The organism is Amycolatopsis sp. cmx-4-61 (genome assembly GCF_046548775.1).
In the GTDB taxonomy this organism is placed as follows: Bacteria; Actinomycetota; Actinomycetes; order Mycobacteriales; family Pseudonocardiaceae; genus Amycolatopsis.
Genome location: NZ_JAEBEI010000001.1, coordinates 666,584 through 684,878 on the forward strand (window position 1 = coordinate 666,584; position 18,295 = coordinate 684,878).

Annotated in this window: 18 protein-coding genes; 3 read left to right on the forward strand and 15 right to left on the reverse strand. The window is 71.8% G+C overall.

Annotated elements, in window-relative coordinates:
- Positions 1 to 19 precede the first annotated feature (19 nt).
- On the reverse strand, positions 20 to 1,156 hold the full coding sequence (macS, locus tag ACLJOU_RS03260) for a MacS family sensor histidine kinase (protein WP_410562923.1): 1,137 nt from the start codon (positions 1,154 to 1,156) through the stop codon (positions 20 to 22).
- On the reverse strand, positions 1,153 to 2,394 hold the full coding sequence (locus tag ACLJOU_RS03265) for an AI-2E family transporter (RefSeq protein ID WP_410562924.1): 1,242 nt from the start codon (positions 2,392 to 2,394) through the stop codon (positions 1,153 to 1,155). Before ACLJOU_RS03265 ends, macS begins: the two co-directional genes overlap by 4 nt.
- A gap of 218 nt (positions 2,395 to 2,612) precedes the next feature.
- Between ACLJOU_RS03265 and ACLJOU_RS03270 the strand changes: the two genes are divergently transcribed.
- Positions 2,613 to 3,599: a hypothetical protein gene (locus tag ACLJOU_RS03270; RefSeq protein ID WP_410562926.1), complete on the forward strand. Its 987-nt coding sequence runs from the start codon at positions 2,613 to 2,615 to the stop codon at positions 3,597 to 3,599.
- Between the two features lie 204 nt (positions 3,600 to 3,803).
- Positions 3,804 to 7,403 (forward strand): beta strand repeat-containing protein, encoded by a 3,600-nt coding sequence (locus tag ACLJOU_RS03275; protein ID WP_410562929.1) that lies wholly within the window; start codon positions 3,804 to 3,806, stop codon positions 7,401 to 7,403.
- A gap of 225 nt (positions 7,404 to 7,628) precedes the next feature.
- On the opposite strand, the gene ACLJOU_RS03280 is transcribed toward ACLJOU_RS03275, so the two are convergent.
- Both ACLJOU_RS03280 and ACLJOU_RS03285 read right to left on the reverse strand, forming a co-directional pair.
- On the reverse strand, positions 7,629 to 8,399 hold the full coding sequence (locus ACLJOU_RS03280; RefSeq protein ID WP_410562931.1) for a dioxygenase: 771 nt from the start codon (positions 8,397 to 8,399) through the stop codon (positions 7,629 to 7,631).
- Between the two features lie 64 nt (positions 8,400 to 8,463).
- Positions 8,464 to 8,856 (reverse strand): helix-turn-helix domain-containing protein, encoded by a 393-nt coding sequence (locus ACLJOU_RS03285; RefSeq protein ID WP_410562933.1) that lies wholly within the window; start codon positions 8,854 to 8,856, stop codon positions 8,464 to 8,466.
- Positions 8,857 to 8,922: 66 nt separating this feature from the next.
- Between ACLJOU_RS03285 and ACLJOU_RS03290 the strand changes: the two genes are divergently transcribed.
- Entirely contained in the window at positions 8,923 to 9,375 is a 453-nt protein-coding gene (locus tag ACLJOU_RS03290) for a MarR family winged helix-turn-helix transcriptional regulator (RefSeq protein WP_410562935.1), read from the forward strand.
- On the opposite strand, the gene dnaB is transcribed toward ACLJOU_RS03290, so the two are convergent.
- The 11 genes from dnaB to ACLJOU_RS03345 all read right to left on the reverse strand — a co-directional run bounded on the left by dnaB (position 9,372) and on the right by ACLJOU_RS03345 (position 18,225).
- On the reverse strand, positions 9,372 to 10,784 hold the full coding sequence (gene dnaB / locus ACLJOU_RS03295; RefSeq protein ID WP_410564694.1) for a replicative DNA helicase: 1,413 nt from the start codon (positions 10,782 to 10,784) through the stop codon (positions 9,372 to 9,374). The two genes, ACLJOU_RS03290 and dnaB, sit on opposite strands and share 4 nt — an antisense overlap.
- A 506-nt stretch (positions 10,785 to 11,290) precedes the next feature.
- Entirely contained in the window at positions 11,291 to 12,082 is a 792-nt protein-coding gene (locus ACLJOU_RS03300) for an ESX secretion-associated protein EspG (RefSeq protein ID WP_410562938.1), read from the reverse strand.
- A 131-nt stretch (positions 12,083 to 12,213) separates the two neighbouring features.
- Entirely contained in the window at positions 12,214 to 13,587 is a 1,374-nt protein-coding gene (locus ACLJOU_RS03305) for a hypothetical protein (protein ID WP_410562941.1), read from the reverse strand.
- A 1-nt stretch (position 13,588) separates the two neighbouring features.
- Positions 13,589 to 14,185 carry a DUF3558 domain-containing protein gene (locus ACLJOU_RS03310; protein ID WP_410562943.1) on the reverse strand — a complete coding sequence of 199 codons (597 nt, stop codon included), beginning with the start codon at positions 14,183 to 14,185 and terminating at the stop codon, positions 13,589 to 13,591.
- Positions 14,182 to 14,538 carry a hypothetical protein gene (locus ACLJOU_RS03315; protein WP_410562945.1) on the reverse strand — a complete coding sequence of 119 codons (357 nt, stop codon included), beginning with the start codon at positions 14,536 to 14,538 and terminating at the stop codon, positions 14,182 to 14,184. The genes ACLJOU_RS03310 and ACLJOU_RS03315 overlap by 4 nt, the downstream gene beginning before the upstream one ends.
- Positions 14,539 to 14,681: 143 nt before the next feature.
- A complete protein-coding gene (rplI, locus tag ACLJOU_RS03320; RefSeq protein WP_410562947.1) occupies positions 14,682 to 15,143 on the reverse strand; it encodes a 50S ribosomal protein L9 in 462 nt (153 codons plus the stop codon).
- A 15-nt stretch (positions 15,144 to 15,158) separates the two neighbouring features.
- The gene (gene rpsR, locus ACLJOU_RS03325) at positions 15,159 to 15,407 is read right to left on the reverse strand and encodes a 30S ribosomal protein S18 (protein WP_003098744.1); all 249 of its coding nucleotides are present in this window, start codon (positions 15,405 to 15,407) and stop codon (positions 15,159 to 15,161) included.
- Between the two features lie 43 nt (positions 15,408 to 15,450).
- Positions 15,451 to 15,966: a single-stranded DNA-binding protein gene (locus ACLJOU_RS03330; protein ID WP_410562952.1), complete on the reverse strand. Its 516-nt coding sequence runs from the start codon at positions 15,964 to 15,966 to the stop codon at positions 15,451 to 15,453.
- Positions 15,967 to 15,983: 17 nt separating this feature from the next.
- Positions 15,984 to 16,310 (reverse strand): 30S ribosomal protein S6, encoded by a 327-nt coding sequence (gene rpsF, locus ACLJOU_RS03335; RefSeq protein WP_200876551.1) that lies wholly within the window; start codon positions 16,308 to 16,310, stop codon positions 15,984 to 15,986.
- Between the two features lie 115 nt (positions 16,311 to 16,425).
- On the reverse strand, positions 16,426 to 17,283 hold the full coding sequence (locus ACLJOU_RS03340; RefSeq protein ID WP_410564696.1) for a hypothetical protein: 858 nt from the start codon (positions 17,281 to 17,283) through the stop codon (positions 16,426 to 16,428).
- A gap of 102 nt (positions 17,284 to 17,385) precedes the next feature.
- Positions 17,386 to 18,225 (reverse strand): hypothetical protein, encoded by an 840-nt coding sequence (locus ACLJOU_RS03345; protein WP_410562955.1) that lies wholly within the window; start codon positions 18,223 to 18,225, stop codon positions 17,386 to 17,388.
- Positions 18,226 to 18,295: the final 70 nt, after the last annotated feature.

Genomic DNA, 18,295 nt, shown 5'->3' on the forward strand with positions numbered 1-18,295 from the left:
TCCTGGCTCATCTCGCGGCTCATCTCGCACCCCTCGTGCTCGGCACCCTGACCTCCCACTCCGTGCCCCGGCCGGGCCCGGTGTCGAGGGTCGCGCTCCCCCCGAGGTCGCGGACCCGCCCCCGGATGGATTCCACCACGCCGAGGTGCCCTTCGGCGGCGGCTTGCTCGAGAACGCCGTCCGGTATGCCCGGTCCGTCGTCGCGGATGCTGACCACGACCTCGTCGCCGAGGTCCTCCAGCAGCACCCACGCGTGCGCGTCCGGGCCCGCGTGCTTCTCGACGTTGGACAGGGCCTCGCGGGTCACGGCGACCAGTTCGCCGGTGACGTGCGCCGGCAGCTCGACGTCGTCTGCCGGGGCCGAGACCTGCACCGACGGCGTCGCGAGCACCTGCAAGGCGGCGCGCAGGCTCATCGTGCCGCTGTCGGAGGGCTGCACCGGCTCGGTCGTCACCAGCGACCGCAGCGCGATCTCCTGCTCGCCGGCCAGCCGGGCCAGCTCCGCCGCTTCGCCGCCGACCTCGTTGCCGCGCTTGCGGACCCGCGCGAGCACCTGCAGCACGCTGTCGTGGATCGACCGCGCCAGCCGCTCCCGCTCGGCCGTCGCCGCTTCCTTCCGCAGCGCCTGCTCCAGCCGCGCCGCGGATCGCCGCGCCATCGTCGAAGCCATGCCGACGAGCAGGCCGGCGGCGGCGAGCAGGACGCCGTCGCGGGCGACGTCGAGGTCGAACTTCTCCCGCGCCAGCCCGGTCGCCACCCCGACGACCAGCCCGGCGAGCACCCCGCCCACCGCGCCGAACCGCGCACCCGCGGCGACCGGCGCCACGGCCGCCCACACGGTGGTGATCAGCGGGACGTTCTGCGCGAACTGGGCGTCGCTGAGCACCCACGGCGAAGTCAGCAGCAGCCCGGTGCTCAGCACGACGTCGAAGATGACCAGCGACGGCGGCCGCGTCCGCTCACGCAGGTAGAGGAAGCTGCTCAGGGCCGACCACCCGGCCATCACGCCGAGGATTGCCCAGGCCAGCCACTCGCGCCGGTACTGCCCGCTCTGCACGATCACCGTGCCGCAGGCGAACGCCCAGGTGAGCACGCGGAACGCCAGCACACCCCGCCACATCGGCGTGACGGGGTCCGGCGTCCTCCTGACGGTCACGGCCTTTCGTCGCGCTTCGGCGGCTCCGCCGTGGAGGAGTCGGCTTCGGCCTCGGCGACCGTCGCGATCTCGGCCTTCGGCGACCCGGGCTCGGCGTCGTTCGGCTGCGCGGCCTGGTCCTTGAGGACGTCCACCTCGGCCGGGTCGGGGTCGGTTTCGTGCAGCAGCGACCGGACCCCGGCGTTCAGCACGGCCAGCAGCGGCACGGCCAGCAGCGCGCCGGCGATCCCGCCCGCGACCAGGCCGGCGGTGATGGCCAGGACGACGGCGAGCGGGTGCAGCTTCACCGCCCGCCCGAGCAGCAGCGGCTGCAGGATGTGGCTTTCCAGCTGCATCACGCCGATCACGATGGCCAGCACGATCACCGCGCCGATGAAGCCGTTCGTCACCAGCGCGATCAGCACGGCGACGCCGCCGGTGAGGACCGCGCCGATGATCGGGATGAACGCGCCGATGAACACCAGCGTCGCCAGCGGGATCACCAGCGGCACACCCATGATCCACAGGCCGACGCCGATGCCGACGGCGTCGACCACGGCGACCGCGGCCGTCGCCCGCACGTAGCTCACCAGCGACGCGAACCCGCGGCGCCCGGCGACGTCGACGCGGTTGCGGACCCGCTTCGGCACGGCGCGCACGAGGAACGACCAGATGCCCTCGCCGCCGCTGAGGAAGAAGATCGTGACGAACAGCGTCAGCAGGAAACCGGTGAGGATCTCGCCGACGGTGCTCGCCGTGGTCAGCGCGGTCGTCGTGAGGGACGCCTGGTTGTTCTGGATGAACCCGATCGCCTGGTTGATGAAGTCCTGGATCTGCTCCTGGCGCAGGTGCGGCGGGCCGTTGAGCAGCCAGTTCTTGATCTGGTCGAGGCTCGCGTTCACCTGCTGCTGCAGCTGCGGCAGGCCGGAGGAGAACTGCGTGATGACGAACGTCAGCAGCCCGCCCAGCACGGCCAGGCCGGCGATCAGCACGATCGCCGTCGCCAGTCCCCGCGGGAACTTCACCGCCACCAGCTTCTGCACCGCCGGCGCGAGCAGCGCGGACAGCAGCAGGGCGATGGACAGCGGGATGACGACCACGGAGAGGTAGCCGATCACCCAGACCACCGCGTACAACGCGGCGACCACCACGATGAACCGCCACGCCAGTGCCGCGCTGATGCGCAGACCCCGGGGGATCAGCCCGGTGACGTCCTCGTGCACCGGCAGGAACGGGTCTTCGCGTCGCGCGTGGGTCACCGGCTCACCGTAGCGGCTGGACTGCCCGATTCGGCCGTATTCCGGCCGCCGAATCCGACACGCGTGGCGGCCAGGCATGATCACCGACCGTCAAACCGGGCTACACGGGTTGTCTTTCACACGATGGGGGCATCAAGCCGTGTCGAGGGTGCGCGGCGCGGCGCCGGTTTGATTAGGTCGCTTCCGCAACGACCGGATCACGAACCAGGAGACGACGAGTGGCGAACACCGCGGCGAACGAGGGGCAGGGTGCCAAGCGCGCCGGCCGTCTCGTGTCGCGTGCGCTGCTCGTGCTCGGTGGCGTGGTGGCGGGTACTGCCGCCGCGTGGCTCGTCTCCGGTGCCACGGCTTCCGCGGACACCGCCACCGTCGAGGTGGGCACGGCCTCCGTCACCCCGGTCACCGACGCCACGGCGGCGGGGATCGGCGACGTGAACCACGGCACCGGCCACTTCGCGGGCGGAGTCGCCGGCGGAGCGGTCGACGCGGTCTGCCACCAGGACGCGACGACGTGGAGTGAGCCGCAGGTCCCGCGTCCGTGCGACCACACCGACACCCGCACCGTCGGCCAGGAGGTCTCCGAGCGCGTCAGCGACTCGGTGACGGGCCTCGCCGACGACGCGGTGCTGAGCCCGGCCCAGCGCACCCTCGGCGCGTTCGAGCACATCGCGCGCAAGCCGGAGGACACCCGCCAGGTCATCGAGCAGACCATGACCCCCGCGCCGGACGCGGACTTCGGCCGCCACGTGTGGCAGCTGCTCGACCCGGCCGGGCACGGCGACCTGGTCCCGCTCCCCGGCCTCCCGGGCCTCGCCCCGGTCGAGGACCACCCGGTGACCGGGGCCGGCCAGGCGGCGGGCACGCCCGCCGGTCCGGCCGCCGAACTTCCCGTCACGTCGCAAGCTGCGCTCGCGACCCTGGCGGGCGACCAGCACGACAACGGCACCGGTGCCGCGGGTCACTCCCGCGACGGGCACCGCGACCTGCCGTTGCCGCTGACCCCGGCGCAGCTTCCGATCGCGCCGGCCGTCCCCACCGCCCCGGGTGGCACCTCGGCCCCCGGTGGACACCTCGACGGCTTCAACTTCGGCGTCCCGTTCTGGACCACCGAAGCCGTCGACAACGCCGTCGCGGCGATGAGCCGCGCCGGCCTGCGCCACTCGCTGCGCACCCCGGGCGAGCAGCCCGGCGTCACTCCTGACTGAACACCTCCCGCCACGGGTCGCTGACGCGTCCACGTCCGTCGTTCGCTGACGGCTTCGCGTCCGCTCCGCACCCGTGACCCGGCGGTGCGCTTTCTCGCGCCCGCAAGAAGTCCACCCCTTCCCGGTGCGCTCGGACACATCCCTCTTCGACGGGCGCGCCCCCATGAACCCGCAAGGGAACCCGAAATAAAGGAGAAAAACCCCATGCAGACGTGGGCAAAGCGCGGACTCCAGACCGCATTTGTCACGGGTGGGTTGCTGATGCTGGGCACCGGCATCGCCTCGGCTGACGAGAACGTCAACCCCGACACCCCTGCCTCGCCGCTCGACCTCAACGCCACGGTTCCGTTCCAGCAAGCCAACAACGCGGTCGGCACCCCCTTCGGCCAGCTGGACCTGCCCGCCGGGCAGACGGAGCTGAGCACCAAGCCGGTCAGCCAGGCCGCGAACGAAGCTGCCAAGCAGTTCGACGACGCGAGCCCGATCAACGAGACCGCGTTCGGCGGCAGCAAGGCCGACGGCGCGGGCGGCTTCACCCCGAGCCACGACAACCTCAAGCGCAACAAGGTCACGGGCGACGTCGTCGTCCCGATCCAGATCGTCGACAACGCGATCGGCGCCGCCGGCGACGCGCACGTCGTCGGCGGCCACCACTCGCAGAACTGGACGCACGAGCAGGACGTCAAGACGGCCGGCAACGACTCCAGCCTCGCCGGCAACGCCGTCGTCCTCGACTGGGCGCTCCCCGTCCAGATCGCCGGCAACGGCGGCGGGGTCGCCGGCGGCACCGGCCGCGTGACCGGTGGGTCGGCCAGCCAGAGCACGACCGAGACCGGCGACGTCGACACCAGCGGCGACGGCTCCCCGCTCTCCGGCAACGTGGTGGCGGGCCAGTTCGCCACCCCGGTGCAGGTCACCGGCAACGCCGCTTCCTACCTGCTCGGCAACGGGCAGAGCCACGGCTACTCCGCCGACACCGTCGCCACCTCCGGCGGCTCGCTGCTGAGCTCCGGCGACCAGGCCGCCGAGGCGGGCAACGTGATCGGCGTGCCGATCGCCGTGCCGGTCAAGTTCAACTGCAACTCCGGTGCCGTGTGGGGCTCGCTGTCGAACTCCGACGGCTGCCACACCTCCGCTGACGCCAAGGCCGGGGACACCCGCAAGGGCAGCCTCGGCGGCATCCCGACCTACCTCGAGACCAGCGGCGACAACTCGTTCCTTTCGGGCAACGGCGGGGCCGCCGCGCTGTCCCCGATCGCGAACGTCGCGGGTGTCGCGGGCTCGTGGATCGGCAACGCCTCGGCGGGCGTCCCCTTCGCCGGCAGTTCCTCCAGCACTGCCGACTCGGGTGGCTTCGTCAAGACGACCGGTGACCACTCGAGCGGGTCGGGCAACGTCCTCAACCCGTCGGTCGCGCTGCCGGTCGAGGCCTTCGGCATCGGTGGCACCTACCTCGGCCAGGCCAACGCCGTCCACGACAACACGACCGACGCCAATGCCGGCAACGGCAGCTACACCAAGGGCAACGACGCCTTCCTTGGCGGCAACATCGCCAACACCCAGGCCGCGGGCGCGCCCGAGGTCTTCGGCATCGGCGGCAGCCACCTCGGCAACGCGACCGGCAAGGCGACCGAGGACAAGACGGTCACCGCCGGGGCGTACGACGGCACCCAGGGCGCCGACTCGTCCGGCTCGGGCAACCTCGTCCAGGTGCCGGTCGGCCTCCCCGCCGAGATCTTCGGCATCGGCGGCTCGGTCGTCGGCCAGGGCTCCGGCGCGGCCGACGAAACCAAGGTCGTCTCCGGCGGCGGCGGTGGCAGCACCGTGGACGACGGCGGCTTCCTCAGCTCCAACCTGGGCACCGTGCCGGCGTCCGTGCCGGTGCAGGCGGCCAACATCGGTGGCGCGCTCGTCGGCCAGGGCCACGGCAAGGGCTCGACCGACACGACGTCCAACGCGGGCGGCGCCGTCAAGGCCCAGGGTCCCGGCGGGGCCGGCGCGGGCAACATCGTCGAGGCCCCGGTCGCGCTGCCGCTGCAGGCGATGGGCGCCGGTGGCGCGCTCGGCGGCATCGGCACCGGCGAGAACAACAACATCACCGACGCGACGGCGGGCGGCAACGCCGTGACCGACGGCCGCGACGGTGCGGCGACCGGCAACATCGTCAAGGCCCCGATCGCGGGGGCCGGCTCGGTCTTCGGCGACGGGATCGCCGGGGCGGCGCTGGGCAGCGGCGTGGGCAGCAACGACGTCGAGTCCGTCGCGGGCGGCGACGCCACCACCAGCGGTGACCGCGGCAGCGTGGCCGGCAACATCGTCGGCGTGGACGCGCTGCCGGTGGCGCAGGTCTTCGGGGACGCCGTCAGCGCGGCGGGTGTCGCCAAGGGCGCCGGCGTCAACATGACCGACGTGACGAACTCGGGCAACGACACCACCTCCGGTGTCGAGGGCGCGATCTCGGGCAACATCCTCGACCTGCCCGTCACCGCGATCGCGCAGATGTTCGGCGACGCGGTGACCGCGGGCGGCGTGGCGAACGGCGTCGGCCAGAACACGCTGACCACGGAGAACGGCGGCAAGTCCCTCACCTCGGGTGACCGGACAGCGCTGTCGGGCGTCAACGGCTACCACGCGTTCGCGCTGCCGGTGCAGATCTTCGGCGTGCCGCTCGAGCTGCTCGGGACGGCCACCGCCCGCGCGACCGACGCGACGAGCATCGACGACGACGCCCTGGACCCGATCGCGTTCCCGGAGGAGGGTTCGGAGCTGGCGGCCGACGAGCTGCCGTCGCTGGTCGCGCTCCGCACCAACCTGCCCGTCCGGGCCGGCGTGCCGTCGGTGGACGGCCTGACCGGCAAGCTGCCGGCCGCCGGGCTGCTGCCGTCGCTGCACGGCCTGACCGGCGGGCTGCAGGACGGCCTGCTGCCCCTGCGGGTGCCGTCGCTGACGGGGCTGGCGAGCGCTCTGCCGGCCGCCGACCTGCCCACCGAGGTCCTGCCGGTGGTGCCGGTCGCGGCTCCGCTGGCCACCCAGCGCGCGGACGCGCCGGCGGCCGGCCTGCCCGCCGCGATGCCGGCGCTGCCGAAGGCGGGCCTGCCCGCGGTGAACAGCCTGTCGGGGCTGGGCTCCCTGGGTCACGGCGCCGAGCGTGCGGACGTGCCGGCTGCGGGCCTGCCCGCGTTGAACGGTCTGTCGGCGCTGGGTTCGCTGGGCTCGCTGGGTCACGGCGCCGAGCGTGCGGACGTGCCGGCCGCGGGCCTGCCCGCGTTGAACGGTCTGTCGGCGCTGGGTTCGCTGGGCTCGCTGGGTCACGGCACCGAGCGTGCGGACGTGCCGGCCGCGGGCCTGCCCGTCGCCGCCCCGGCGCTGCCGAAGCCGGCGCTGCCGGCGCTGCCGAAGGCGGCCCTGCCCGCGGCGAACGGTCTGTCGGCGCTGGGCACGCTGGGTTCGCTGGGCTCCCTGGGTCACGGCACCGAGCGTGCGGACGTGCCGGCCGCCGGCCTGCCCGTCGCGGTTCCGTCCCTGGGTGGCGTCCCGGCCCTGCCTAAGCCGGTCCTGCCGAAGCCGGCCCTGCCGGCTCTGCCGTCGGCGCTGCCCGCGGTGGACGGTCTGTCGGCGCTGGGCACGCTGGGTTCGCTGGGCTCCCTGGGGCACGGCACCGAGCGTGCGGACCTGCCGGCCGCCGGCCTGCCGGTGAACGCCAAGCTGCCGATGCTGGACGGCGTCCCGCAGGTGCCGGCGCTGTCGGGCCTGGACTCCACCAGCTTCCTCGGCAAGCTGGTGGGCCTGCTCAAGCGCAAGTAAGGCGGTGAAGCCGGCGGGTGCTCCGCAACCGGAGACCCCGCCGGCCCACGAACCCCGCTGTCACGGCGGCAGCGCTCCACCGCGCCGCGAGGGCGACCTCGCACGGAGCGCACCGCCGGCGTGACCGCGGATGCGGGACCCCCCGCAACACGGAAAGACCCTCCTTCCCTGGAGACGACGAGCCCCAGGAGCCACTCGGCTCCTGGGGCTCGTTCGCGTCCCGGATCAGGCGAACTGGAGGGAGCGTTTCGCCAGGCCGTGCCAGAAGCCGTCGATCACCGTGCGGCCGGATCCCTCGTCCGAGGTGGCGCCGAGGGACACGAACAGCGGCGCGAAGTGCTCGATGCGCGGGTGCGCGAGCGTCGCCGCCGGCGCCTTGTGGCGGAAGTCGAGCAGCGTGTCGACGTCGCCGCCGCGCAGGACCTCGGCACCCCAGTGGTCGAACTCGGCCGACCACGCCGGCGGTGTCCCGTCGGTGGCGCGGGCCATGCCGCTCAGGTTGTGGGTGAAGAAGCCGCTGCCGATGATCAGTACGCCTTCGTCGCGCAACGGCGCCAGCTTGCGGCCGAGGTCGAACAGCTCCTGCGGGTCGAGCGACGGCATCGAAACCTGCAGCACCGGGACGTCGGCGGCCGGGAACATCTCGACCAGCGGCACGTAGGCGCCGTGGTCGAGGCCGCGCTCCGGCGCGTCGTGCACCGGCGTCTGCGTCGAGCGGAGCAGCTTCCGCACCTTCGCCGCCAGCTCCGGAGCTCCCGGTGCGGCGTACTTCACCTGGTAGTAGCGCTCGGGGAACCCCCAGAAGTCGTACACGAGCGGCACGGTCGTCGTCGCCCCGATGGTCAGCGGCGCCTCCTCCCAGTGCGCCGACACGACGAGGATCGCGCGAGGCTTCGGCAGGTCGGCCGACCAGGCGGCGAGCTGGCGGGTCCACGTGGTGTCGTCGGCGAGCGGCGGCGCTCCGTGGCTGAGGTAGAGGACCGGGGTGCGGGTCATCGACGGCTCCAGTGATTGAAAGTTCAACAACTAGAGTGGACGCCGGCGTGCCCCGGGATATTCCTCAGGCGGCTTCGAGGTTCGCGGCGCAGCGGGCCAGCGTCCGGATCGTCGTGCGGTAGTCCTCGTCGCTGATGCCCTCGACGGCCTTCGCGCGGAACTGCTTGATCTGCTCTTCCACGCGCGCGTGGGCTTCACGGCCGTCGGCCGTCAAGGTGCCGTCCTCGGTGAGCCAGCCGCGGGCGCGCAGGTCGGCCACCTTCGGGGCCATGGAGCCCTCGCCGGTGACGAACGGGGCCATCGCCGCGTCGACCTCCTCCGGCGTGCGGGCGCCGAGGGCGATCGTGTTGAGTACCTGCCAGTGCCGGCGGGTCAGCGACTGCGCGTCGAGGGTCCCGGCCATGGAGGATTCGAGGAGCTCGTGGAGGTGGCGAAGCCACCAGCCGAGGGGTTTCATGAGTACTCCGATTTGTCCGTGAACAACTGCATGTAAAAGTACATGTAGTTCGGAGGTGGAGCAACCATGACCGACGCCGTGGCCGACGTCGAGCGCGCCATGATCGCGATCCGCCGCAGCCAGCAGCGGCGAGCTCTCAGCCGGATCGGCAAGGCGCGGGGACGTGGTGCGCACGACCCGGTGTTCGAGCTGCTCGACGTCGTCGAAGAGCTCGCCGAGCGCGGCGAGCCCAGCACCGTGACGGCCTTGAGCGCGGCCATGGGCGTCGACCAGCCCCGCGCCAGCCGGCTCGTGGCGCGCGCGGTCGAGCAAGGGCTGCTGCGGCGCGAAGCCGATCAGCGCGACGGACGGCGTGCGGTGCTCGTGCCGACTCCGGCCGGCCAGGCGCACCTCGACGAGCTGCACGCCTTCCGCCGCGGGGTGTTCGCGGAGGTCATGGCGGACTGGCCGGAGGAGGACCGCGAAACCTTCGGCAGGCTCCTCACGGCGTTCGTCCGCGGGTACAGCGCTCTCGGCTAGTCGTGCGAGAGGTCGACGAAGCGGCTGTAGTGCAGCTGGTGGGCGACGGTGATGGTCGCCGTCGGCCCGGCGCGGTGCTTCGCGATGATCAGGTCGGCCTCGCCCGCGCGCGGGTCGTCCCGCTCCCAGGCGTCGGGGCGGTTGACCAGGATGACGAGGTCGGCGTCCTGCTCCAGCGAGCCGGACTCACGCAGGTCGGACAGCATCGGGCGCTTGTCCGTGCGCTGCTCCGGACCACGGTTCAGCTGGCTGATCGCGATCACCGGGACCTCGATCTCCTTGGCCAGCAGCTTCATCTGCCGGGAGAACTCCGAGACTTCCTGCTGCCGCGACTCGACGCGCTTGCCCGACGTCATCAGCTGGAGGTAGTCGAGGACGACGAGCTTGAGGTCGTGCCGCTGCTTCAGCCGCCGTGCCTTCGCGCGGATCTCCATCATCGTCATGTTCGGCGAGTCGTCGACGAACAGCGGTGCCTCGGACACCTCGCTCATCCGGCGGGCCAGGCGCGTCCAGTCGTCGTCGGACATCTTGCCGCCGCGCATGTCGGCGAGGCGGATCTTGGCCTCGGCCGACAGCATGCGCATGACGATCTCGGTGCGGCTCATTTCCAGCGAGAAGATGACGCTGGTCATGCCGTGCCGGATCGACGCCGAACGCGCGAAGTCCAGGCCGAGTGTCGACTTGCCGACACCGGGGCGCGCCGCGACGATGATCATCTGGCCGGGGTGCAGGCCGTTGGTCAGCTCGTCGAAGTCGGCGAACCCGGTCGGGATGCCCTGGGACTGGCCGCCGCGTGAGGCGATGGCGTCGATCTCGTCCATCGTCGGCTGCAGCAGTTCTTCCAGCGCGACGTAGTCCTCGCTGGTCCGGCGCTCGGTGACGTCGTAGATCGCGGCCTGCGCGCGGTCGACGACCTCGTCGATGTTCGCGCCGTCGCCGGCCGCCGCGCCGTAGCCGTACTGCACGATCCGGGTACCGGCCTCGACGAGCCGGCGCAGCACCGCCTTCTCCGAGACGATCTCCGCGTAGTAACCCGCGTTCGCCGCCGTCGGCACCGTCGCGATCAGCGTGTGCAGGTACGGGGCGCCGCCGACGCGGCCCAGTTCCCCGCGCCGCTCGAGCTCGGCCGACACCGTGATCGGGTCGGCGGGCTCGCCACGGCCGTAGAGGTCGAGGATGCAGTCGTAGATCGCCTGGTGCGCGGGCCGGTAGAAGTCGTCGGGGCCGAGCGCCTCGATGACGTCGGCGACCGCGTCCTTGGACAGCAGCATGCCCCCGAGCACCGACTGCTCGGCCGCGATGTCCTGCGGCGGCTGGCGGTCGAACCCGCCGCCCCCGCCAGGGCCGGGGTCGCTCGGACCCGGGTCGGACTCCGCGTACATCGGACTGCGGTCGTCGGTCAGCGCCACCGCCCCGGACACCTCCTCATTGTGTCGAACACCCGTTCGATTATGCCGGATCTTCGCTCTCGAAGCACGCGGCCGGTGCTCGTGCACCCGGCCACCCGGACCTCGTCCCCCGATGATCGGCGACAACGCCGGCCAGCTGCCGCAGACACGCGGAGCGCCACCGTGAGTACAGGCCCGACCGGGCACGCTAGATCCCCCGGAAGGCCGATGGCAATTCAGGGTGGGGACCCTTCTGTGGACAACCTGGGGATGAACGGGGGTAACCAATCACAGGTGCCGCGAGAGCTGTGGACAAGCTGGGGACAAACCGGATCGGCTCTGCTGAATCCGCAGGTCAAAGCCTGTGTACAAGGTGTGGAGAACTTGCGGAAAACTCGTCCGGCGTGTCGCGGGAAGTCCGTTCTTCGGCGTGTCGTGGACCAGCTCGAACCCATTGGACCGCGCGGCCTGTGGATGGATATCACGGAGGGTAGACGCGGTTACCCGGTGGGCTGAACGGCCCGCGATCAGGCCGCGGTGAGCCGGCCCTGTGCGCTGCGTAACCGTTCGGCGAGAACGCGCTGGTCGGCCGGGGTGAAGGCGATCCGGTTCTCACCGCGCCCCGGAACCTCCTCGGTCAGCCACCGGCCTTCCGCCGTATCGATGTAGTTCACGGGGCGTTCGATCCGGTGCCGCGCACCGGTGCGGCCGCGGGCGGCGACGTAGAGGCTGCCGCTCCCGATCCGGCGCAACGCGAGGATCCGGCGGAGCTCTTCGACCTCCTGGGCACCCTCGGCCGGGCGGTCGCCGCGGAGCACCGCGAACCCACCCCCGTCATCGCCGCGGGCGGTCCCCTCGAGCTGGCTCTTCGGCACCGCGAGCGGCGTTCCGCGCCCGGGCGCGAGCTTCGGGATCTGGCCGAGGAAGTTGTCGAGCAGCTCACCCGGCCGCGAGGAGCCCAGCACGACGACGTCGAGCTCCTCGTGCTTGGCCAGCACGAACGCCTCGCCCCCGGCGCTGCCGCCGAGCAGCCGGTAGCTCACCGGCTTGCCCTGGAACCCGCCGTCGATCCAGCCGTAGTACTCCAGCTGCGGCCGCGCGATCGCCTCGATCGTCGCGACGAACCCGGGGTGCATGCCGCGCGGGCCGAACAGCCCGGCCTTGGCGAGCTCGGCGTTGGTCCGCTCGTCCTCGGCGCGCTGGGCTTCGTCGCTGTACCAGGTCGGCTTCTCGGCCAGCACCGTGTGCGGCTCGCCGCCTCGGCGCCGGACGAGGTTGATCAGGGTGCCGGTCGTGATGGTGACCTGCCTGTCCAGCACCGCTCTTCCCCCAGAAAAAGTCGAACGCGAAATCGAACATCCAAATCGAACAGCGAAATCGAACAGCGAAGATCGAACCGGCACGAGCCGGGCGCGCCCATCTTGGCACGCGCCCGGCGCTGCGGCGTGCGCTACTCGCCGATGACTGGCGGCGCGGTCAGCTCGTCGGTCCCGAAGATGTCGTTCGGGTCGTCGCCGAGCAGGTACTTCGAGGAACGTTCCTCGTCGCCGCCGCCCTGGCCCTTGGCGCCGTGGCCCATGCCGCCCATGCCACCCATCCCGGTGGCCCCGCCGCGGCCCGCCGCCGCGCCGCCCGCCGCCGCTCCGCCGGCACCCGCGCCGCCACGGCCGGCGCCGGCACCGGCCGCGTCGCCGGCACCGGGCAGGCCCGTGCCGGTCGAGCCGCCGGGCCCGAACCCGGCGCCGCCCGGTCCGAAGCCTCCCGACGGGTCGCCGATCCCGCCCGCGCCGCCCGGCCCGAAACCGCCGCCCGGGATGGAGAAGTCGCCCGCGCCGCCGGAGCCGCCGGGCCCGAAGCCACCGGCTCCGGGAATCTTCGGCGGGGTGAACCCGGACGAGTGGGTGCCATCGCCGAAGTTCGGCGGGGTGAAGCTGCCCGGGCCGGGGATCTTCGCCGGGTCGTAGCTGCCGCCCGGGACCTTCGCGGGGTCGAAGTTCGGCGGCCTCGACGGGTCGAAGCCCGGCACCTTGCCCGGGTCGAAGCTGCCACCGGGAACGTTCGGCTGGCCGGGGATCGACGGCACGCCGCCCGGACCGGGCAGGTTCACCCCCGGCACCGAGCCGGTTCCGGTGCCGGTTCCAGTTCCGGTCCCATTGCCATTGCCATTGCCGTTGCCCGAGCCGTCCTGGTCGCCCGGCTTCTTCTTGCCGTCCTGGCCGCCGTCGACGTTGACGTTCTCCTGCTGGCCCTTGAGCGCGGAGTACGTCGGCATCTTCTGGCCGTTGTCGTTGCTCGCCTTGTAGTAGGTGTTGAAGGCGTCGACGTTGGCCTGGCCCTTGGCGTTGTAGTCGCGGATCGCCCGGTCGGTGTCGGTCGTCCACGGCGTGACCGCGTTGAGCAGGTTGTTCTTCGGCGGGTCCTTCGGCACCTGCTGGACCTGCGCGTGCACCGTGGTGAAGGCGGTGTGCTGCTCGCCGAGGTACTTGTCGGAGTCGGTGAGCTTGGTGCCGGAGTCCTCCATCCACACCCGCAGCGGGTGGGCGCCGGCGTTCTGCGCCGCGTCGGCTCCGCCGCCCGTCCAGGCCGCGTCCATCTCCCTGGCCAGCTCGTCGATCGTGCCGAGGCGTTCCTGGTAGGCGCCCCTCAGCCGGCTCGCCGCCGCCTGCCCGTTTTCGATCGAACCGGCGCCGGGGCCGGTGGTGATCTTCTCCCAGATGTCGTAGCAGTCGATCTTGCGGTCGCCCTGCACCGACGTGTGGTCGTCGGAATGCGTGGTCGCCATGTTGTAGGCGGCGAAGCCGCCCAGGAGCACCAGTTCGAGCACGTCAGCCCTCCTTCAGCGTCTGCACCATCGCCTCGCCGAACTTCTGCGCCACCGGGCAGGGGTCCGACGCGCCGGCGCCGTGGTCGTACTGCACGAGGATGTTGACCGCCAGCTCGTCGGTCACCCCGACGAACAGGCCGCACTTGCCGCTCTTGCGCCCGTCCACCGCCGCGGCGTACACGCCCGGGTAGCCGCTGACCTGGGTTTCTTCCCAGTAGGCGTCGTTGGCCTTCGTGTCGTAGACGTCGCTGAGGCCGTTCTTGTTCGCCGTCACCGTCGTCACGTCGATCTGGTTGCCGGGGTCGGCGGCTTCCTGGAAGGTGCAGCTCGGGCCGTTGCCCGTGCTGCGGGAGGCGCCTTCGCCGAGGCTGAGCGAGGAGCGCGCGGACGCCGACAGCGTCGCGCAGGCGTCCGAGGTGATCGACGCGGTGTTCAGCGGGCTCGCCACCTTGGGCGCGGAGCCGCCGCCGGCCGCCTCGCTGCTCGATTCGGCCGTGGACGGCGCGGGGTTCGCGGTGCCGCGGGTCTGGCCGGCGCAGCCGGTGAGCGCGAGCGCGGCGAAGGCCAGCGCGGGAACGGCGATGAAACGTCGGTTCACGTGGCCTGGTTCCCCGTCTTCGAAAGGTCGGAGTAGGCCTCCGACTCCTTGGTGGTGATCTTCTGCTTCGCGGCGGTGAGGGCGTCGATGTAGTTCTTGACGTAGTCCTGCATCTTCTGGTTCTGCTCGAGGAACGCCTTGCCGGACGGGTTCGCGAGCTTCTCCCAGTCGCCGCTCGCGAACTCCTTGCCGGGCGCCTTCACGTTCGCCATCAGGTTGGCGTCGTCGTAGTCGCGCTTCAGGTCGGCCTGCAGGTCCTGCCACTTCTTGATGACGCCGTCGATCTTGTCGGCGTCGAAGGTGAAGCCGCCGCCACCGCCGGCCGGCGCGGACATGTTGACCTCGTTACCCATCCCGATCCACCCCTTCGCATCCGGCGCCCATTCTCCTCCGACGCCGCCGCGCTGTCCGGGGTTCCCCGGAAAGCGTGAAGGCGGGCCGCCCACCAGGGACGGCCCGCCTTCTCACGGTGTTGCTGCCTTGAAGTGTTGCTGCCTTACGGCGCGACGGCCTTGACCTCGAGCCGCACGTCGACCTTGACGTCCGGGTGCAGCCGGGCGCCGACCGAGTGCTTGCCCACGGTCTTGATGTGGTCGCGCAGCTCGATGACGCGCTTGTCGAGCAGCGGGCCACCGGCCGCCTTGATCGCGTCGACGATCTCGCCGGCGGTGATCGAACCGAAGAGCTTCTTCGAGCCCTCGGCCGCCTTGCCGGTGAGCTGGATGGCGCCGAGGCCCTCCAGCGTCGCCTTGATCTCCTTGGCGTGGTCGAGGTCGCGGATGCGACGGCTCTCCTGCGCGCGCTGGATGGTGCGCACGTTCTTCTCCGCGCCCTTGGAGGCCGCGATCGCGTAGCCCCGCGGGAGCAGGTAGTTGCGCGCGTAGCCGTCCTTGACCTCGACGATGTCGCCGGGGCCGCCGAGGTTGGCCACGTCCGTGGTGAGGATGATCTTCGCCATGTCTCCTGCCCTCCCTTAGCGCGCGGTCGAGGTGTAGGGCAGCAGCGCCATCTCGCGGGAGTTCTTGACCGCGATGGCGATGTCACGCTGGTGCTGGCTGCAGTTGCCGGTGACGCGACGGGCACGGATCTTGCCGCGGTCGGAGATGTACTTCCGCAGCAGGTTGGTGTCCTTGTAGTCGATCAGTTCCGGGCGGCCCTTCTTCTCGGCCTTGCAGAACACGCAGACCTTCTTCTTGGGCTTGCGGATGGGTGGCTTGGCCACTGGTCTACTCCTGGAATTTCAAATCTTGTGGATGTGTACGAGATCAGAACGGGGGCTCGTCCGAGAAGCCGCCGCCACCGCTGCTCGCGGCCGGGGCGGAACCCCACGGGTCGTCGGCCGGCATTCCGCCGCCACCGCCGCCGCCGCGGTTCCCACCGCCGCCACCGCCGCCGCCGAAGTCACCGCCGCCACCGCGGCTGACCTTGTTGACCTTGGCCGTGGCGTAGCGCAGCGAGGGCCCGATCTCGTCGACCTCGAGCTCGACGACGGTGCGCTTCTCGCCTTCCTTCGTCTCGAACGACCGCTGCTTCAGGCGGCCCTGCACGACGACGCGGGCGCCGCGGGTCAGGGACTCGGCGACGTTCTCCGCCGCCTGCCGCCAGATGTTGCAGCGCAGGAACAGCGCCTCGCCGTCCTTCCACTCACCCGACTGCTTGTCGAGCGTGCGCGGGGTGGACGCGACGGTGAAGTTCGCGACCGCCGCACCGGACGGGGTGAAGCGCAGTTCCGGGTCGGACGTCAGGTTGCCGACCACCGTGATGACGGTGTCTCCAGCCATCGGGGTTCCCCTCGGGCTCAGGCCTTGGCGGCAGCGGGCTTGGCCGCGGCGCGCTTGACCTCGCGACGCATGACCTTGGTGCGGAGCACGGTCTCCTGCAGCGACAGCTGCCGGTCGAGCTCCTTGACCGCGTCGGCCGAGGAGTTCAGGTCGAGCAGCGCGTAGATGCCCTCGGCGTGCTTCTTGATCTCGTACGAAAGGCGGCGGCGGCCCCAGACGTCGACCTTCTCCACGGAACCGCCCGAAGTGCGGATCACGTTGAGGAAGTTGTCCAGCGTGGGGGCGACCGTGCGCTCGTCGAGCGTGGGGTCCAGGATGACCATTACCTCGTAATGGCGTGACACAACCACTCACCTCCTATGGGCTCGCGGCCACGGACTGTCCGTGGCAGGAGGGTTTGTCCAGGTAAGGCTACCTGGGGGTACCGACAGGACCGGACAGTGGGTCTCTTCTCGGGGGTCAGGCAGCCCGGCGCAGCACCCAGGTGCGGACGAGCCCGGCGGTCACCCCGGCGAGCACGATCACCGCGAGCAGCATGGGCAGCTGCACGTCGCTCGACGCGCTGTTCGAAGCCAGCGACTGCGCGTTGCCGGCGTCGCGGACGTCCGCGCTCTGGCCGTTCTGGTCGCCCGCACCCGCCTGCGGGGCGGAGGCGTCACCGGGCAGGGTGCCGTTGGCCGGGTAGCGCACGCCGGGGGCGACGGCGGTGCCCGCGGTCGCCGCCGGGATGCCGCTGTAGTCGCGCATCGGGGCGCTGCCGCCCGTGCCGCCGGCGGTGCCGGGGTTCAGGTTCGAGAGGTTGCCCGACACGCCGGGGGCGGTGCCGGTGCCGCCCTGCTGGGTGCCCGGACCGCTCGCACCCGGCTGGCCCGGGGTGCTCGGCGCCACGTAGTTGCTCGCGAGCAACGTGAGACCGCAGCCCTTGGCGACCGTGCTCTCCACGCTGTTCAGCGTCTTGTTCCAGTCGAGGCCGAGGCCCCAGGTGCCGGAGTTGGCCAGCGCGGTGCGCACCGCCTTGCCGATCGCGGCACCGGTCGCCTCACCGCCCGCGGCGTCCGGCACCTGGCCGACCGGGATCGAGTGGATCTTGGCGACGGAATCGCCCGCCCAGCTGCCGACCGCGAGCGTGCCGGCGTTGTTGGCGCCGTTGGTGACGAGCGTCTTGACCGAAGCGCCGTCGATCGCGACCTGGTCACCCACCTGCCCGGTGACCGAGCCCGTGCAGCTGTTGCTGACCAGGGTCGTCGTGGCGGAGGCAGTGCCCGCGGAGAGGAACGCGCCCCCGGCCATGAACGCGGCAATGGCGGTGACGGTCATGATCTTCCGCACGAGCACAGTCCTCCAGCAGTCACGGGGGCGTCGGTCTAGGCGACACCAGGATGAACGAGGGAGATACGCGAAAGATACTCGGCAGTTGGCTCAATTCGCCGCGGCCATCCGGCGGATCACCCACGTGCGGACGAGCCCCGCGCTGACGCCGGAGAGCGCCAGGACCGCGAGCAGCAGCGGCAGGTTCGACCCGTTCGTGAAGCCGTCCGACGCAGAGGGTAGCGCTTCGGCCTGGCCCGCGGTCTGCACACCGGGATTGCCGTCGGCAGCGCCATCCGGACCGGTGAGGCCGTACTGCGGGGCGTAACCCGGGATCTGGCTGCCGTACCGGATGGCCGGCGAGGGCGTGAAGAGCCCGGCCGTGGCGAACGGGATGCCGCTGTAGTCGCGCATCGGGGCGTACCCCGTGCCGAGGGTGAACGGGAAGCCGCCGAACACGGGGGTGCTCGAGAAACCGGGCAGGAGCGGGCTGTTCGCGTCCGGGATCGGCGTGGTGCCCGCCGGGGTGCCGCCCTGCTGCGGCGCGCCCCCGGTCCCGCCCTGGGCGGGCGGCTGCTGCGGGCTGCCGCCCGTGCCGCCGGGCTGCTGCGGCGCGGGCTGGCCGCCGCCGCTGAGCGAGCGGAGGCCCTGCTGGGCGCCGCTGGTCACGCCCTGGACGCCCTGGTTGATCGCGCTCGCCGCGGGCGCACCGACGCCCGGGAGGGGCGCGACGACGGTGTCCACGACCTTCACGGTGACCGAGCAGACGGTCTTGAGCAGTCCGCCCACGGTGGCGGTCAGCACCGTGGTCGCCTGGGTGACGATGCCCAGGTCGATGAGCGGCAGGCCGAGCAGTGAGCCCTGGATGTGGTCGCCCGGTGCGGCCGAAACGGTGCTGCCGCAGGGCACGGTCTTCGTGTCCGCCGAGGCCGTGCCGGGCAGGCCGAGCACGGCCGAACCCGCGAGAACGACCGCCGCCGCACCGACCGCTGTAGCCCTCCGTGTCCGTTCTTGCATGCTC

Excerpts from the sequence above, each read along its gene's own strand:
- ACLJOU_RS03275 (WP_410562929.1), top strand. The coding sequence starts at position 3,804 with ATGCAGACGTGGGCAAAGCGCGGACTCCAGACCGCATTTGTCACGGGT.
- ACLJOU_RS03280 (WP_410562931.1), bottom strand. The coding sequence starts at position 8,399 with ATGACCCGCACCCCGGTCCTCTACCTCAGCCACGGAGCGCCGCCGCTC.
- ACLJOU_RS03285 (WP_410562933.1), bottom strand. The coding sequence starts at position 8,856 with ATGAAACCCCTCGGCTGGTGGCTTCGCCACCTCCACGAGCTCCTCGAA.
- ACLJOU_RS03290 (WP_410562935.1), top strand. The coding sequence starts at position 8,923 with ATGACCGACGCCGTGGCCGACGTCGAGCGCGCCATGATCGCGATCCGC.
- ACLJOU_RS03315 (WP_410562945.1), bottom strand. The coding sequence starts at position 14,538 with ATGGGTAACGAGGTCAACATGTCCGCGCCGGCCGGCGGTGGCGGCGGC.
- rplI (WP_410562947.1), bottom strand. The coding sequence starts at position 15,143 with ATGGCGAAGATCATCCTCACCACGGACGTGGCCAACCTCGGCGGCCCC.
- ACLJOU_RS03330 (WP_410562952.1), bottom strand. The coding sequence starts at position 15,966 with ATGGCTGGAGACACCGTCATCACGGTGGTCGGCAACCTGACGTCCGAC.
- ACLJOU_RS03340 (WP_410564696.1), bottom strand. The coding sequence starts at position 17,283 with ATGACCGTCACCGCCATTGCCGCGTTCATGGCCGGGGGCGCGTTCCTC.